The organism is Sulfitobacter marinus, from assembly GCF_900116285.1.
Lineage (GTDB): Bacteria > Pseudomonadota > Alphaproteobacteria > Rhodobacterales > Rhodobacteraceae > Sulfitobacter > Sulfitobacter marinus.
Window position 1 is genome coordinate 817,109 of the sequence record NZ_FPAJ01000001.1, and the last position, 15,751, is coordinate 832,859.

Genomic DNA, 15,751 nt, shown 5'->3' on the forward strand with positions numbered 1-15,751 from the left:
TTTGCTATCGGCGGATCATGTGTATCGGGGGATAAAGTCGCGTTAATTGGAAAGGGCCCGAAGATGGCAAACGTCGCCTCACTCCATCCCAACACATCCCATGCACCGCACCGCAGCCCCCCAAAGGCGCACGCCCTGTCCGGCGAGATGGATGTGAAACACCGGTCACATGTGCATGCGACGATGGAACAAGCCTTGGACAAGGGGATGAAAGCCGCGCAGGCGCATTTCACCGGGGGGATCTCCCCAATCGCCCTTGCTGCTGCCTATTCGGACTGGGCTTTGCATCTGTCGTCTGCCCCCGGCAAACAGCTGCAGCTGCTTGAGAAAGCCGGCCAAAAGATATGGCGTTTTTCAACCTACGCCGCACGCTGCGCTCAGAACCCCAACACGTCGGAAACCTGCATCACGCCGCTGCCTCAGGACAAACGGTTCAAAGACGAATCTTGGCAACAATGGCCCTTTAACATGATGTCGCAGGGATTTTTGCTAAGCCAACAATGGTGGCAAAACGCGACAACCGGCGTGTCGGGCGTGACCCGTCAACACGAAGATGTGGTGACATTCGTCACGCGCCAGATTCTTGACGTCTTTTCCCCCTCGAACTTTGCGCTGACCAACCCCGAGGTACTGGCCAAAACCGCACGCGAGGGCGGGATGAACCTGATACGCGGCTGGCAGAATTTCATCGAAGACGCGGCGCGGGCCAACAACGGCGAAAAACCCGTCGGCCTTGAGGCATTCAAAGTCGGCGAAAACCTGGCGACCACCCCCGGCAAAGTCGTCTATCGCAATCACTTGATCGAACTGATCCAATATGCGCCCACGACCGACAAGGTGCGGCCAGAGCCCATCTTAATTGTCCCTGCATGGATCATGAAATATTATATTCTCGACCTGAGCGCGGAAAACTCCTTTGTTCGCTATCTGACGGCGCAGGGCTTTACGGTGTTTATGATCTCGTGGAGGAACCCGGACAGCGATGACCGTGACCTAGACATGGATGATTACCTGTCTTGTGGCGTGATGGATGCCATTGACGCAGTTGATACCATCACAGGCGGCAGGCAGGTACACGCGATCGGCTATTGCCTTGGTGGCACGCTCTTGTCGATTGCCGCAGCAGCGATGGCACGCGACAATGACCCCCGACTACAAAGCATGACACTGCTGGCCGCGCAGGTTGATTTCACCCAAGCGGGCGAATTAACGTTGTTTATCAACGACAGCCAGCTTGCCTATCTTGATGATATGATGTGGGACAAGGGCTATCTTGATAGCAAACAGATGGCAGGCGCTTTCCAGCTTTTACGCTCCAATGATTTGATCTGGTCGCGGGTGGTCCATGATTATCTGATGGGCGGCCGCTCCGAGATGAACGATCTGATGGCCTGGAATGCGGATGCCACGCGCATGCCCTACAAGATGCATTCACAATACTTGCGGCAGTTGTTTTTGAACAACGACCTTGCCGAGGGGCGTTTCCTTGCCGGGGGGCAGCCCGTCGCGATTACGGATATCCGCGCGCCCGTCTTTATGGTGGGCACAGAACGCGATCACGTGGCACCGTGGCAATCTGTGTACAAGTTCAACCTGCTGTCCGATACTGATGTCACCTTTGTTCTGACAAGCGGCGGCCATAACGCTGGCATCGTGTCAGAACCGGGCCACCCCCATCGCCACTACCGCATGCGGGTCAAGCACAAGGACGCGCCTTATCATGACCCCGAGCAATGGGCCGACACCGCCAAAACGGTTGATGGATCGTGGTGGCCGGCCCTTGTGGCATGGCTGGAGGACAGATCAAGCGAACCGGTCCCGCCGCCACCCATGGGCACCAAAGACGAAAAATACGCCCCGCTTTGCGACGCCCCAGGCACCTATGTTTTTCAGGAGTAAATCCCGATACCAACGCCCCCCTTTAAAGGCATGCTTTGATGCAATTCATTGAGAACCGCACCTTCGACGAGATTAAACTGGGCGAAAGCGCCGAATTGACCCGGACGCTCAGGCCTGCGGATATCGAACTGTTTGCGGTCATGTCCGGCGATGTGAACCCCGCCCATGTGGACGAGGAATACGCCCGTTCGGACATGTTCCACAAAGTTATCGTACATGGCATGTGGGGCGGCGCGCTGATTTCAGCGGTTTTGGGCACCGAGCTGCCCGGTCCGGGCACGATTTATCTTAACCAGAATTTGAAATTCCTGCAGGCCGTCGGGATCGGCGATACGGTGACAATTCAGGTGATCGTCACCGCCAAAGACGCCAAGCATCATCACGTCACGCTTGATTGCCTGTGCACCAACCAAAAAGGCGAAACTGTCATCGAGGGGCAAGCCGTTGTCGTGGCCCCCACCGCCAAAGTTCGTCGCCCCCGCGCCATTTTGCCAGAGGTACACCTGCACGAGCGCGGCAGCCGCTTTGAAGACCTGATCAAAGCGACCTCGGCGTTGGCCCCCGTCCGTACTGCCGTCGTGCATCCCTGTGATGCCGCGTCGTTACAAGGGGCGCTTGAGGCGGGCGAGAAGAACATCATCATCCCTGTTCTGGTCGGGCCCCGCGCCAAGATCGAAACGGCGGCGCAAGATGCAGGTTGCGATCTGTCCGGCATCGAAATCATCGACACCCCCCACAGCCATGCCGCCGCCGAACAGGCCGTGGCACTGGCCCGTGCGGGCAAGGTTAATATGCTGATGAAAGGTAAGATTCACACCGATGAGCTGTTGAAACCTGCCTTGCACAAAGTCACCGGTTTGCGCACGGAACGCCGGATGAGCCATATTTTCGCGCTGGATGTGCCCACCTACCCCAAGCTTTTGCTGATCAGCGACGCGGCGATCAATATCTTTCCCGATCTGCCCGCCAAACGCGATATCGTCCAAAATGCCATTGACCTTGCCACGGCTCTGGGGGTCGATCTGCCCAAGGTCGCGCTACTTTCTGCTGTTGAAACAGTGACATCAAGCCTGCCCTCGACCGTCGATGCGGCGGCGCTGTGCAAAATGGCGGACCGCGGCCAGATCACCGGCGGTTTGCTGGATGGGCCGCTTGCATTTGACAATGCCATCTCGAAGGCGGCGGCTGACGCCAAAGGGATCACATCAGACGTGGCGGGACAGGCGGATATCTTGATCGTGCCAGACCTTGAGGCGGGCAATATGATTGCAAAACAGCTGATCTATCTTGCCGGTGCAGATGCAGGCGGGGTTGTGGTGGGGGCGCGCATTCCGATCATACTGACCAGCCGCGCGGATGGTGTTTTATCGCGCATCGCCTCGGCCGCGATGGCGCAGCTGCTGGCCCATGCAACAGCCCCTGCCGCCGTCGCATGAGCAGCGTATCTCTGACACGCCCCGTCGAACCCTCACGCATGAAACTTGCCGGCTTTTGAAAGCGGCACAGCCTCCCCGATGCCACTGCCTAGCGGCAAGGTCCCGTAGCCATTTGATCGATTGATTTCCATCAACCCCTATCAAAAAAACTGAGCTAACAAAGGGGTAAGGTGCCGGGCACAGGAATCCAGCATGTCCAGAAACGAAACGTACAAAGACGCGTCCAGCCGCCCTGCCCTGCGCATATGCAGCACGCAGGTCGGCCCGCCAGATCAAAAATAACAAAGATGCCGACGGGGTAAAATATGTGGGGTAATGCCATAAAGATCGCGCAGCTGCGCGGATTTGACATCAAGATTGATGCCAGTTGGGTGTTGATCGCCGCGCTCATGGTTTGGAGCCTTTCAACGACCTATTTCCCCAGCCAATTGCCAGACCTTGGCCGACCGACGATCCTGACCATCTCTGTGATCTCGATGCTGGGGCTGTTCGGATCGCTGCTGCTGCATGAACTGGCCCACGCCGTGGTCGCCGCGCGTTTCGGGGTTAAGGTCGCCGGGATCACCTTGTTTCTGTTCGGCGGTGTGGCCGAGCTCCAGTCAGAACCTCAAAGCGGCAACACTGAGTTCTGGATCGCCATCGCCGGCCCCTTGGCCAGCGCCGCCATCGCCCTGGCGTTTTGGTTCAGTGAGCTGGCGGCCTCTTTTGCCGGGCTATCTGTTCCGGTGCAGGCGATCCTGTCCTATCTGGCGGTCATCAATCTGGTTCTGGCCCTGTTCAATTTGCTGCCCGCCTTTCCGATGGACGGGGGCCGCGTATTGCGCGCATGGCTCTGGGCACGGTCCGGCGATCTGATGGCATCCACGCGCAGAGCAGTCGCGATCTCAAGCTTTTTTGCCTACGGGCTGATGGCGCTTGGCCTTTATGCCGTGTTTTCCGGCGCGCCGACGTCAGGCTTCTGGCCGGTCCTGATCGGGCTGTTCCTGCTCGCAACCTCGCGCGCGACATTGACCCAGCTTGAGACAAAAACCGCGCTGGAGGGGCGTAGCGTGGCCAGCCTGATGACACGGAACCCATGGACGGCTGAACCCGACATGTCGTTGTCAGAGCTGGTCAACCGGGTCTTTCTCAAACATTCGATCAGCTTTGCCCCCGTGGTCGAAAGCGGCACCTTGCTGGGGTATGTCGATACCCAAATTCTGCACAAGATCGACCGTGAGCACTGGACCACCACCATCGTCGAAGACGTTGTAGAACCGACATCGTCCGAAAACACTGTGTCTTTTGACGTGATGGCCGTGGATCTGATCGAACTGATGCAGAAAACCGGCCGACGCAAATTCCTGGTTGTCGAGGCGCATGACCTTGTTGGGGTGATTACGCTTGCCAATATGATGGCCCTGTTGAACGTTTCACGGGATATTAACTAGCGCGTCTCTTCTATGTGTGGAAAACTAGGCCGATGGTCATCAATATGACCGGCCCGGATTTTTTGACGCGGAAGTGAATAGATGGAAATTGAGGACGACGGCGCTGTCCTGCTTGCACTACTGGATGCGGCGGTTGATGCAATTCTGATTTCGGATCAATCGGGCACAATACTGCGTGTGAACAAGGCCGCTGCGACCCTTTTTGGGCATACGGTCGAGGGCCTTACAGGTCAGAACGTAAAGGTCCTGATGCCGCAAAGCATGGCCGTGCAGCATGACGGCTTTCTGCGCCACCATCTTGAGACGGGCGAAAAGCGGATCATCGGGCTGGGCCGGGATGTCGAGGGCATACGCGCGGATGGCACGATCTTTCCGCTGCATCTGTCGGTCGGGCGTGCCGATATTGCCGGCGAAGTCGCCTTTGTCGGTATTTTGCATGATCAATCCCGTAGACGTGCCGCCGAGGAAGCCGCAGCGCGATCTCAGCGCATGGATGCGATTGGGCAGATGACAGGCGGAATCGCGCATGATTTCAACAACTTGCTAGCCGTTGTTATCGGAAATCTTGAGCTGCTTGAGATGGATGAAACCCGTGAAAAAAGCCGCGCGATGATCACCGACGCGCTTGAGGCAGCCGAGTTGGGCGCGGACCTAACCTCGCGGTTGATGGCATTTGCGCGCACCACCAACCTCAAGCTTGATACCGTCGCAATGAATGATGAGGTATCGCGGGCCGTGTCCATGCTTCGGCGGACAATCGGTGCCCATGTCACCGTCGAGGCCGCGCTGGCCGATGATCTTTGGCACACCCGCGCGGACGCAACACAGCTGCAAACCGCTGTGCTGAACCTTGCCCTGAACGCGCAGGATGCGATGCCCAATGGCGGCAAAGTGTTTTTTGAAACCCGCAATGTCGTGTTGGACGATTCCTATATCGCGCAGGAAATCGGGATTGATACCGGCAGCTATGTCCGCCTGTCTGTCAGTGATACCGGTGAAGGCATGTCGCCCGAAACCCGTAACCGCGCGATGGAGCCGTTCTTTACCACGAAACCAACCGGCGAAGGCACCGGGCTTGGCTTGTCGATGGTCTATGGTTTCGTCAAACAATCCTCGGGCCATGTCACGATCTACAGTGAGCTGGGCCAAGGCACCACAATCAGCCTGTATTTCCCGGCCTCAATGGATGCTAAAACCAAAGAGGTCGCCGCCAAGGATGATGACCAGGCCTATGGGACCATCGGCGCGGACCGGCTGATCCTTTTGGTCGAGGACGACGTGCGTGTCATGCGCCTGTCCAAGGCCCGCCTGCTAGCCTTTGGCTTTCGCTGCATCACCGCCGAAACCGCAGATGCGGCATGGGCCATATTGCAAGAGCGCGACGATATCGATCTGGTGTTCACCGATCTGGTGATGCCCGGAAAGATGACAGGCCATGACTTGGCCAAGCGGATCGCGGCAGAGAAACCGCAATTGCGGGTGTTGATGACCTCAGGGTTTTTCGAAGGCGTGCTGCGCGCAGAAGAAATCGGTGCCGACACCGCGATCCTGCGCAAACCATACCGTCAGGCCGAACTGGCCCAGGCGCTTCAGGCGGTGTTCGACGAAACAGCGCCCTGATCCACGGCGCGCGCTGTCAGCATATAGCCGATGCCGCGCACCGTCTTGATCAACACGGGCCGCGACACGTCCCGCTCGATTTTCTTGCGCAGGCGCGCCACTTGATTGTCGATGGTCCGGTCCAGCGGGGCCCAGTCATGCCCCCCGATCAAATCCATCAACCTGTCACGGGACAGCGGCTTTTGCGGGTTGTTCAAAAAGGCCGCCAGTAGCTTGAAATCGGCAGTGGTCAATTCGCTATGCTGCCCCGCGCGGTCAACCAAAAGCATTTGGTCCAGCCCGATTTTCAAACCATCCAGATCTAGCAAGCCGTCGTTTTGCGGCGTTTTAGGACTGGCATCGGCCTTTACAGGTGCATGCCGTTCGGCGCGGCGCAGCACCGAATGAACCCGCGCCAAAACTTCGCGCACATGAAACGGTTTCGTTAGATAGTCATCAGCACCTAGTTCCAGCCCGACAACGCGGTCAATAACGTCGTCCTTACCGGTCACCATAATGATCGGGACTTCGTGGTCGCGGCGAATGTCACGGGCGATGTTCAACCCGTCCTCGTCGCCAAGGTTCAGGTCAAGGGTCACCAGATCCGGCATACCGGCCCCAAAGGCGTCGCGCACCTCTTGGGAATTGGTGGCCTCGTCCACGTGATATCCATCCCCTTCAAGACACCGCCGAAGGAGCGTACGAATTTTCAGATCGTCATCGACGACAAGAATTCTCTTCTGCGTCATAGCTCCGGTCCCCTCGAAGTTAATAACATAAAGTAAATGCCAAATATTTTCCACCCGTATGAGTGGTGTCGTCTCCGGATACAAACCGATACAATTTGATACTCTGATGCACGTCCTGCTGCGACCATTACTTGAGAATGTCTCCTCAATCAAATTGGGGAATGCATCATGTACGTAACACTTTCAAGCGAATCCACATCAGCAGATCAAGCGATGGGCGCACGCCTTTTGTCGCAGCCCGCCGCTTCTCACACGCAACACAGAACCTATGCCACGGGTGCCAACCTGTTTCACGAAGGTGACACCGCCAACCATGTCTACGAGGTGAAGTCCGGTGTTTTGCGTCTGACGCGGGTGCTTGAGAATGGCCGGCGGCAGGTGATTGCATTCGGATTGCCCGGCGACATCATCGGCTTTCCCAACGGCGACGCACACCACACCGATTGCGATGTGGTAGCCACCGCCGAAATCATCGCGCATCGCCGCTCTAAACTGGAAACCGGCGCGGGTGATCCTGAAACGCATCAGCGCCTTTTGCGCGCGGCCTTGCGCGAAATCACCGCCATGCAAGATCATTTCATGATGCTTGCCCGCAAATCCGCAGCCGAGAAAGTGGCGTCTTTCCTTTTGGCCATTTCCAATCGCACCGGCGCACCGCTTGGCAATTACACCGCGTTTTCCTTACCCATGAGCCGCGCTGACATTGCCGATTTTCTGGGCCTTACCGTTGAAACCGTCAGCCGCACGTTCAGCATATTGCGCAAGGACGGCGTCATTTCTCTTGAGACACCTCAAACGGTTCTGGTGCTCGACACGGGGGCCCTGCTGGACGCGTCACAATCCGAAGATTGAGCACCCCGGCCTTGGCCGACAGGCCATGACAGGCACAAACGATGACCGCTGACATTTCTGCCAGCGGTCATTTTGTTTGCAGAGGGTCGTGTTTTATAGGGGGCCTTGCACAGCGCCGCCCCCTATGACCGTCTCGCCGCGATCAGTCTGGCGCATCCAGAACCGGGCCGGTGTCGCCGCCCATGCGTTCGAAAAGCACGATCGTCATGCCGCCGATCCCCAGCAATACCAAGGCAAAATTCGCAATCCATCCGATCACGGGGATAAAATTCAACAGCGACGCAAAGGTAACGCCGGCAACCAGCGCCAGCAGCCGCACCCAGATTTTCGGGTTCTCGTCAGAGCCAAAGCTGTGCAAGACGCGGATCGTGAGCGCATAGGCCCCAAGGATGTAGCCAAGCGTCCAGATCGCAACCACCCCAAGCAAGACGATCGGCACAAGCGGCAGGCCAATCACCGTCATCGCGCTGATCGGGACCAAACCGACCAAAATCGACAGCCCCACCACACCAAACAACAACGCCTTGCCGGGCCGCGCCTCGATTTTGCGACGCAGAGCGCGCACGCGGTTGGGGACAAGCGTCAGAAACAACGCACCGATCACCACAAAGAACGCCACGGTCACCAAAAACGCGCTGAACATCGACATAAAGGTCGGCAGGACAGGGTTTTCCCAATCAGACCACATGTCACGCGCGTCTTTCATAACATCGCCCCGGTGATAGGGCTCGAATGTGACCCGGTCCGCCGCGATGACATCGGTGGGGATATTCAGGCGGGTCGGCGCAGAATAGGTCAGCCTGCCATCAATACGCGCGTCCTTGCCGAATTCCAGAGTTTCGCCGGTCATCAAAACGTCACCGCCTACAGGCGCATTCAGCGTCACCTTCCCGCCTGCCGCCATCAGTGCACCGCCCACAGGCCCGTCAATCGTGACTTGCCCACCTGCCAGCCGGGCATTGCCGACCACATTCGCGTCGGGGGCTGTCCTGACCCGGAACCCGGACGCATTCAAATCACCGCCAACACTGCCCCTTAGGCTGACAGAAAAGCCAATAAGGTAAAGATCGCCGCCCGTGGCCACCTCCGCGTCCACGTCAAACCCGACGGCATGCGCATCCTCGGCAATCTCGCCTTGCAATGTCACCGTGGTCCCTGTCGCGAACACATCCCGTGCGCCTTGCACGGGCATTGTGGTATCTCCAGCGCGGAATATGTCATCGCCAAGCGTGCGTTCCGCCGTCTCAGCCACGGCTTGCCCAGCAATGATCATCGCGGCGCAGGTCGTGAGCACTCTCATCAGTCCGATCATCGTCACTCTCCTTTGATAGGTTCAGTATGCGGAAACACTATGCAAGAGGCTGGACAGGTGAGTTGATCAGTATCAATTTGCCATAAAGGGCATAAGACGGACCGCCTTCGCTACATTAAATTTTGTTAACATTTCAAAATCTTATGAATATAATTTAAACCAATACATTAAGATTTTCAAAACATCTACTTGGATGAAAATCAAACAAAATCAAACGATTAACAGGCTACCCTAATGCATACCCTGCGCCGCGCACTGTGCGGATCGGATCATTACCACCGTGCTGGGTTAATGCTTTGCGCAGACGTGCGATGTGGACGTCCACGGTGCGCGTATCCACATATATGTCACGCCCCCATACGTGATCCAAAAGCTGATCGCGGCTGAATACCCGCCCCGGACGCTCCAGCAAGGTCACCAGCAACCGGTATTCCGTCGGCCCCAGTTTCAACGCCTGTTCATCACGGTTCACACGGTGCGTTTCGGGATCAAGGGTAATGTCGTCAAAGCTTAGCGATACACCTCCCGAGGCCGGGCGCACGCGGCGCAATTGGGTGCGGACACGGGCCATCAATTCGCGCATGGAATAGGGTTTGACCACATAGTCATCCGCGCCCGTTTCAAGGCCGCGCACGGTGTCGACCTCTTCGGATCGGGCGGACAGCATGATCACGGGAATATGGCGCGTGTCCTCACGGTTCTTAAGCTGGCGACACACCTCGATCCCGCTGAGCAGCGGCATCATCCAGTCAAGGATCACCAAATCCGGCAGCGCTTCGGAAACAAGCAGCATCGCCTCTTCGCCATTCTCGGCCCGCCGCACCTCAAAGCCCTCGGATGTCAGGTTATAGGCGAGGATTTCGCGCTGTGCCGGTTCGTCTTCCACCAGCAGTATCTGAGGATGTGCCACAGACATGATTTACGCCTTTAGCTGGGTCGAAGTATCATCGGCTTTGGGGCGATCTTCGTCCGGTTGCGTGCCGGTGACCAGATACACGACCTGTTCGGCAATGGATGTCACCAGATCGCCCATGCGCTCCACGTTTTTGGCGATGAAATGCAGATGCATGCATGAGGTGATATTGCGCGGATCTTCCATCATAAAGGTCAGGAATTCGCGGAACAAGGCGTTGTACATCTGGTCGACGTCCTTGTCGCGGCCAATGACGTCCATCGCCAGCTCGGCGTCGCGTTGCACATAGCTGTCCAGCGCGTCCTTCAGCATGGCCTCAACGGTTTTACACATGCGACGGATCGCGCCGGTGCTGTCGCTGACCTCGGGCAGTTGCGCCAGAACCGTGTTCCGCTTGGCCATGTTTTTCGCATAGTCACCGATACGTTCCAGACTGGCACTGATCTTGATCACACTGAGGATCAGACGCAAATCAATCGCCGTTGGCGCACGCAACGCGATAACGCGGGCGGCGCGTTCGTTAATCAGTTCTTCCAGCGCATCAATCGCCTTGTCACCGTCACGGACCTGCGCGGCCAGTTCTTCATCGCGCGCCTCAAGCGATTGCGCGGCAAGGCGAATGGCATCTTCGACCATCCCGCCCATTTTCATAATCTGCGCCTGAACGCTTTCCAGATCGCGGTCAAAAGCAGAGGCAATATGTTGATCTGACATGATATTTATCCAATCCGGCCTGTGATATAGCTTTCCGTCCGAGGGTCCTCGGGCGATGTGAAAATCTTGTCTGTTTCGCCGTATTCAACCAAGTTACCCAGGTGGAAAAACGCGGTTTTCTGGCTGACCCGCGCCGCTTGCTGCATGGAGTGCGTGACGATCACCACGGAATAATCCTGACGCAGTTCGTCAATCAGCTCTTCGACCTGCGCGGTGGCGATCGGGTCAAGCGCGGAACAGGGTTCATCCATCAGCAGCACTTCAGGTTCAGTCGCGATGGCGCGCGCAATGCATAGACGCTGCTGCTGGCCACCTGACAGGCCGGTGCCCGGCGCATGCAAGCGATCTTTGACCTCGTTCCAGATCGCCGCTCGTTTCAGGGCGCGTTCAACGATATCGTCCAACTCGCTTTTGTTGCGCGCAAGGCCGTGGATACGAGGGCCGTAGGCGACGTTGTCATAGATCGATTTGGGGAACGGGTTCGGCTTTTGAAACACCATCCCCACCTTGGCGCGTAACTGCACGGGGTCAACGTTGCTGTCATAGATGTCTTCGCCGTCAATCAGGATATCTCCTTCGACGCGACAGATATCAATTGTGTCGTTCATCCTATTGATACAACGCAAGAAAGTTGACTTACCGCAGCCCGATGGGCCGATGAAGGCCGTAACGGTTTTATCCTGGATCTCGACCGAGACATCCTTGATGGCGTGGTTGTCACCATAATAGACCTGCACGTCACGGGCCGAGATTTTGATCTTGTCTGTCGTCACGTCCATCTCCGAAATAATATTGTCTTTCATAGCCTTACCGCCCATTCCTACCAGCGCCGCTCGAACCTGCGCCGCAGCATAACGGCGATGGCGTTCATGGTAACAAGGAACACCAGCAGGATAATGATACCACCCCAGGCACGTTCGTAAAATGCCGGGTCTGCGCGTTTGGCCCATTCATAGATTTGCGCGGGCATGGCCGAGTTCGGGTCCAAAAAGCCAGAGGCGATCCCGTCGGGGTAGTTCGTCGCGATGTAGCCGACCATCCCGATGAGCAGCAATGGCGCTGTTTCGCCAAGAGCTTGGGCCAACCCGATGATTGTGCCGGTCAAGATGCCGGGCATGGCCAGCGGCAAAACATGGTGCAACACGGACTGCATCTTGGACGCCCCAACCCCAAGTGCAGCATCGCGGATCGACGGCGGCACCGATTTAAGTGAGGCGCGGGTCGAAATCACGATGGTCGGGAGGGTCATCAAGGTCAGGGTCAAGCCACCAACGATAGGTGCCGATTGCGGCAGATGCGCAAACTGAATGAACACGGCAAGGCCCAAGATACCAAACACGATAGAGGGCACCGCCGCCAAATTGGAGATATTCACCTCAATAAAGTCGGTGAAGGTGTTCTGGGGGGCGAATTCCTCGAGATAGATCGATGCGGCAACCCCGATTGGTAGGGACAGCACGAGCACGACTAGCATCATGAAAAACGACCCCAGCATCGCAACGCCCATGCCAGCCTGTTCAGGGCGGCTTTCGGAGGCATCCGTACCGGTGATAAAATTCCAGCTGAAGCTACGGCGGATTGCACCCGTGTCGACAAGCCCATCCACAATATTCAGGTGTTCAGGCGTCAGGTTTTTATCCCGGGCCAGACTAACGCGTGTGACGCGTCCCTTCATATAGCCGTCCACGCGTGAAGAGGTCAGCAGCGTAAAAGCATGGGTGGTGCCAATAAGATCAGGGTTTTCCAGCACGGCATTGCGCAATTGAGCACCTGCCCCGCTGGACAGCATGTCACGAAGGTCTTTGCCTTTCGTAATATCCGTCTCAACTCCAGCCTCGGTGACGGCACGTACCAAGGCGGCGTCAATCAGCGGATTATACCCGAATGTCGAAACCTTTTTGATGTCCGCAAGATTGCGTTCGCCCTTCTTGTCCAGCTTGTCTGCGGGCAGTTCGATTTGCAGCGTCATGTGGGTTTGGGTGAACGCCGGGATACCGTTGAGAATGATCGTCACAACCAGCGCCGTCAGAAAAATCAGACCAACCGCGATGGCTGCAACACCGTACAAACGAAATCGTTTTTCCTTTGCATTGCGGCGCTTTGTCCGGTCCGATTGCTCCAGCAGTGACCCAAATCGTTTGGGTTCGCCAGCGGGGGCCATAGATGTGTTTGTGTCGGTCATTCGTATTGCTCCCGATAGCGGCGGACGATCCAAAGGGCGAAGATATTCAGGGCCAGTGTGATAACGAACAACGTCATCCCAAGCGCAAAGGCGACCAGCGTTTCAGGGCTGTTGAATTCACCATCTCCGGTCAGTTGACTGACGATCTTGGCGGTGACGGTGGTCATGGCGTCGAACGGGTTCATCGAAAGCGATGCCGCCGCCCCTGCCCCAAGAACAACGATCATTGTCTCGCCGATGGCACGGGACGCCGCCAAAAGAATGGCACCCACAATACCCGGCAGCGCGGCAGGCAGGATCACCTGCTTGAGCGTTTCAGACTGTGTGGCACCCAACCCGTATGACCCATCGCGCATCGCTTGGGGAACGGCGTTGATGATATCGTCTGACAGAGAAGATACGAAAGGGATCAGCATCATGCCCATGACCAACCCCGCTGTCATCGCAGCCGTACCGCCCGACATCCAGTTGACGCCAAGCGCACCGTCACGACCAAAGATATCCAGCAGCAGCGGCCCCACCGTCAGCAGCGCGAAAAGCCCGTAAACGATGGTTGGAATACCGGCCAAGACTTCAAGCAAGGGCTTTGCGACGGCACGCACCGGTTTTGAGGCGTATTCAGAAAGATAGATCGCGGACATCAACCCAAGCGGCACGGCGACAATCAGCGCGATCAGCGAGATAAACAAGGTCCCCCAGATCAGCGGCAGAAAGCCCAGATCCGATGCCCCGCCACGCCCAGAAAAGCTTGGCTCCCACCGTGTTCCGAAAAAGAAATCGTCCGCCGGATAGCGCGAGAAGAAATCAACGGTGTTGAAGATCAGTGAAAAGACGATTCCGATGGTGGTCAAAATCGCGACGGAGGCCGCCGCGACCAGCAGAAAAAGAATTGCGCGTTCAACAAAGTTGCGGGCGCGGAAATCCTTGTTGGTGATCATGACCGCGATGGCCATGCCTGCCAGTGCAACGAGCAACACAACCACATTGCGCAGGATGTTTCCGGTATTGGTCGCTGCGCGGTAGCTGCGGGCCAGATCAAGGCTTTGCGCATCCACGTCAGACCCAAGTGCTACACCAACGCCAGCAAGCAGGCTGCGCACGTCCGAAGCCTCCGCATCAAGCTTGTCCAGTTCCTCGGTGGTGATTGCCCCGCGGGCGACCGCTTCGCTCAGCCCGTCGGCAACCCGGCTGATATCGGCCATGGCCAGCGACAGCTCGCCGGGGACTGCACGAACTTCGGCGGGCAGGTCATTTGAAATGTAGCTGTTGATGGCAAGGGGCTGGATAATCATCCAGGCACAAAGCAATGCGAGCGCGGGAACAGCGGCGGCAAGGGCTGCGTTCAGCCCGTAGTAATTGGGCAGGGAATGCAGCAAGCGCCGATCCCCCCCTGCCGATGCAACGGCGCGTTGGCGTGCAAGGAAATACCCGATCAGGGTAAGAGCCAGTACGCTTAGAAGGATCCAGCTGGCGGGCATTGCGGGGGGCCTCTTTGGTTGAATGTGGGATCGCGACCCCCGCGATTACAAGCGATTGTGCGGGACCCCGAGAGTAAGGCGGCCCGCGAACGGGCCGCCCAGATGGATTTAGTTCAATGTGTCTTCGTTGCTGACGGCTTCTTGTGTCGTTGCCAGCTCGGGGTCGGATACGAGGCCGTAGGCGGACAGCGGGCCGTCTGGGCCTGCGATCTCGTCTGCGATAAAGAATTCAGCGTATTCTTTTAGGCCAGGGATAACGCCGATGTGGGCTTTCTTGATGAAGAAGAACAAGGGGCGGGACACAGGATACTCACCGGACGCGATGGTTTCTGTCTTTGGCTCGACGCCACCGATTGTCGCAACTTTCAGCTTGTCTGTGTTGTTCTCGTAGAACGCCAAACCGAACACGCCTATGCCGTTGGGGTTGCTGTCTACCCGTGCAAGGGTTTCGGTGTAGTCGCCGTCGATATCGACGGTGATGCCGTTGCCACGTACTTCGATACATGCATCTTCTGCCGCATCTTCGTCCATGCCGCCGTCCATCATGGCCTGCATCGCGCCTGTATCTTCACAGCCTTGCAGCAGAACCTTGTCTTCGAACACCTCGCGGGTGCCGTGCTTGGTGCCGGGGATGAATGCCAGAATGTCGGACGCTGGCAGATCAGCGTTAAAGTCGGCCCATTGTGTATGCGGGTTTGCGACGACTTTGCCGTCAACCAGCACTTTGGATCCCAAAGCGTTAAAGATGTCGGCAGGCTCAAAGGCAGTATATGCCGGGCCGTCGATCTGGCTGGCGAAAACAATGCCGTCGTAACCGATGCGAACTTCGATAATGTCTGTCACGCCGTTCTTGGTGCACAGCTCGATGTCGCTGTCACGGATCGGACGCGAGGAGTTTGCAACGTCGATTGTGTTTTCGCCCACACCTTCGCAAAAACGCTTGAGACCAGCAGAAGAACCACCGGATTCAACAACAGGTGTTGGGAAATCAAAGTTTTCACCAAATGCTTCGGCAACGATGGACGCGTAAGGAAGAACTGTGGAAGAACCAGCAACTTGGACCTGATCGCGAGCAACGGCAGCTGTCGCGCAAACGGCGGAAATGGCCAATGCGGATGTAGTGATTTTAACGAGCGACATGATGTCTCCTGTCAGCAAAAATTTTTGACCACCCCCATGGTGATCTC

General features: G+C 57.0%; 13 protein-coding genes. 5 read left to right on the forward strand and 8 right to left on the reverse strand.

Going from position 1 to position 15,751, the window contains the following annotated elements; all coding sequences use genetic code 11:
- The first annotated feature begins 147 nt into the window (after nucleotides 1-147).
- The 4 genes from BM347_RS04025 (at nucleotide 148) to BM347_RS04040 (ending at nucleotide 6,385) form a co-directional block, all read left to right on the forward strand.
- On the forward strand, nucleotides 148-1,899 hold the full coding sequence (locus BM347_RS04025) for a PHA/PHB synthase family protein (RefSeq protein ID WP_093915418.1): 1,752 nt from the start codon (nucleotides 148-150) through the stop codon (nucleotides 1,897-1,899).
- A 38-nt stretch (nucleotides 1,900-1,937) separates the two neighbouring features.
- Nucleotides 1,938-3,335, forward strand: a complete 1,398-nt coding sequence (locus tag BM347_RS04030) for a bifunctional enoyl-CoA hydratase/phosphate acetyltransferase (protein WP_093915088.1) — start codon at nucleotides 1,938-1,940, stop codon at nucleotides 3,333-3,335.
- A 305-nt stretch (nucleotides 3,336-3,640) separates the two neighbouring features.
- The gene (locus BM347_RS04035; protein WP_093915089.1) at nucleotides 3,641-4,765 is read left to right on the forward strand and encodes a site-2 protease family protein; all 1,125 of its coding nucleotides are present in this window, start codon (nucleotides 3,641-3,643) and stop codon (nucleotides 4,763-4,765) included.
- Nucleotides 4,766-4,846: 81 nt separating this feature from the next.
- The gene (locus BM347_RS04040) at nucleotides 4,847-6,385 is read left to right on the forward strand and encodes an ATP-binding protein (protein ID WP_093915090.1); all 1,539 of its coding nucleotides are present in this window, start codon (nucleotides 4,847-4,849) and stop codon (nucleotides 6,383-6,385) included.
- On the opposite strand, the gene BM347_RS04045 is transcribed toward BM347_RS04040, so the two are convergent.
- The gene (locus tag BM347_RS04045) at nucleotides 6,355-7,113 is read right to left on the reverse strand and encodes a response regulator (protein ID WP_093915091.1); all 759 of its coding nucleotides are present in this window, start codon (nucleotides 7,111-7,113) and stop codon (nucleotides 6,355-6,357) included. The two genes, BM347_RS04040 and BM347_RS04045, sit on opposite strands and share 31 nt — an antisense overlap.
- Nucleotides 7,114-7,281: 168 nt before the next feature.
- Between BM347_RS04045 and BM347_RS04050 the strand changes: the two genes are divergently transcribed.
- Complete coding sequence (locus BM347_RS04050; RefSeq protein ID WP_093915092.1) at nucleotides 7,282-7,965, forward strand: helix-turn-helix domain-containing protein; 684 nt, start codon at nucleotides 7,282-7,284, stop codon at nucleotides 7,963-7,965.
- A 142-nt stretch (nucleotides 7,966-8,107) separates the two neighbouring features.
- On the opposite strand, the gene BM347_RS04055 is transcribed toward BM347_RS04050, so the two are convergent.
- The 7 genes from BM347_RS04055 to BM347_RS04085 all read right to left on the reverse strand — a co-directional run bounded on the left by BM347_RS04055 (nucleotide 8,108) and on the right by BM347_RS04085 (nucleotide 15,704).
- Complete coding sequence (locus BM347_RS04055; RefSeq protein WP_093915093.1) at nucleotides 8,108-9,277, reverse strand: DUF8173 domain-containing protein; 1,170 nt, start codon at nucleotides 9,275-9,277, stop codon at nucleotides 8,108-8,110.
- A gap of 226 nt (nucleotides 9,278-9,503) precedes the next feature.
- Complete coding sequence (gene phoB / locus BM347_RS04060; protein ID WP_093915094.1) at nucleotides 9,504-10,193, reverse strand: phosphate regulon transcriptional regulator PhoB; 690 nt, start codon at nucleotides 10,191-10,193, stop codon at nucleotides 9,504-9,506.
- A gap of 3 nt (nucleotides 10,194-10,196) precedes the next feature.
- Nucleotides 10,197-10,904: a phosphate signaling complex protein PhoU gene (gene phoU, locus BM347_RS04065; protein ID WP_093915095.1), complete on the reverse strand. Its 708-nt coding sequence runs from the start codon at nucleotides 10,902-10,904 to the stop codon at nucleotides 10,197-10,199.
- 5 nt (nucleotides 10,905-10,909) lie between these two features.
- Complete coding sequence (pstB, locus tag BM347_RS04070) at nucleotides 10,910-11,707, reverse strand: phosphate ABC transporter ATP-binding protein PstB (protein WP_093915419.1); 798 nt, start codon at nucleotides 11,705-11,707, stop codon at nucleotides 10,910-10,912.
- A 17-nt stretch (nucleotides 11,708-11,724) separates the two neighbouring features.
- Nucleotides 11,725-13,086 (reverse strand): phosphate ABC transporter permease PstA, encoded by a 1,362-nt coding sequence (gene pstA / locus BM347_RS04075; RefSeq protein WP_093915096.1) that lies wholly within the window; start codon nucleotides 13,084-13,086, stop codon nucleotides 11,725-11,727.
- Entirely contained in the window at nucleotides 13,083-14,564 is a 1,482-nt protein-coding gene (gene pstC / locus BM347_RS04080; RefSeq protein ID WP_093915097.1) for a phosphate ABC transporter permease subunit PstC, read from the reverse strand. Before pstC ends, pstA begins: the two co-directional genes overlap by 4 nt.
- 108 nt (nucleotides 14,565-14,672) lie before the next feature.
- The gene (locus BM347_RS04085) at nucleotides 14,673-15,704 is read right to left on the reverse strand and encodes a substrate-binding domain-containing protein (RefSeq protein ID WP_093915098.1); all 1,032 of its coding nucleotides are present in this window, start codon (nucleotides 15,702-15,704) and stop codon (nucleotides 14,673-14,675) included.
- Nucleotides 15,705-15,751 lie beyond the last annotated feature (47 nt).

What these genes read in the sequence shown, in the direction of transcription:
- BM347_RS04045 (WP_093915091.1), bottom strand. Translation starts at nt 7,113, where the DNA reads ATGACGCAGAAGAGAATTCTTGTCGTCGATGACGATCTGAAAATTCGT.
- phoB (WP_093915094.1), bottom strand. Translation starts at nt 10,193, where the DNA reads ATGTCTGTGGCACATCCTCAGATACTGCTGGTGGAAGACGAACCGGCA.
- BM347_RS04055 (WP_093915093.1), bottom strand. Translation starts at nt 9,277, where the DNA reads ATGATCGGACTGATGAGAGTGCTCACGACCTGCGCCGCGATGATCATT.
- BM347_RS04040 (WP_093915090.1), top strand. Translation starts at nt 4,847, where the DNA reads ATGGAAATTGAGGACGACGGCGCTGTCCTGCTTGCACTACTGGATGCG.
- BM347_RS04030 (WP_093915088.1), top strand. Translation starts at nt 1,938, where the DNA reads ATGCAATTCATTGAGAACCGCACCTTCGACGAGATTAAACTGGGCGAA.
- BM347_RS04025 (WP_093915418.1), top strand. Translation starts at nt 148, where the DNA reads ATGGATGTGAAACACCGGTCACATGTGCATGCGACGATGGAACAAGCC.
- pstB (WP_093915419.1), bottom strand. Translation starts at nt 11,707, where the DNA reads ATGAAAGACAATATTATTTCGGAGATGGACGTGACGACAGACAAGATC.
- BM347_RS04085 (WP_093915098.1), bottom strand. Translation starts at nt 15,704, where the DNA reads ATGTCGCTCGTTAAAATCACTACATCCGCATTGGCCATTTCCGCCGTT.
- pstA (WP_093915096.1), bottom strand. Translation starts at nt 13,086, where the DNA reads ATGACCGACACAAACACATCTATGGCCCCCGCTGGCGAACCCAAACGA.
- BM347_RS04050 (WP_093915092.1), top strand. Translation starts at nt 7,282, where the DNA reads ATGTACGTAACACTTTCAAGCGAATCCACATCAGCAGATCAAGCGATG.
- phoU (WP_093915095.1), bottom strand. Translation starts at nt 10,904, where the DNA reads ATGTCAGATCAACATATTGCCTCTGCTTTTGACCGCGATCTGGAAAGC.
- pstC (WP_093915097.1), bottom strand. Translation starts at nt 14,564, where the DNA reads ATGCCCGCCAGCTGGATCCTTCTAAGCGTACTGGCTCTTACCCTGATC.
- BM347_RS04035 (WP_093915089.1), top strand. Translation starts at nt 3,641, where the DNA reads ATGTGGGGTAATGCCATAAAGATCGCGCAGCTGCGCGGATTTGACATC.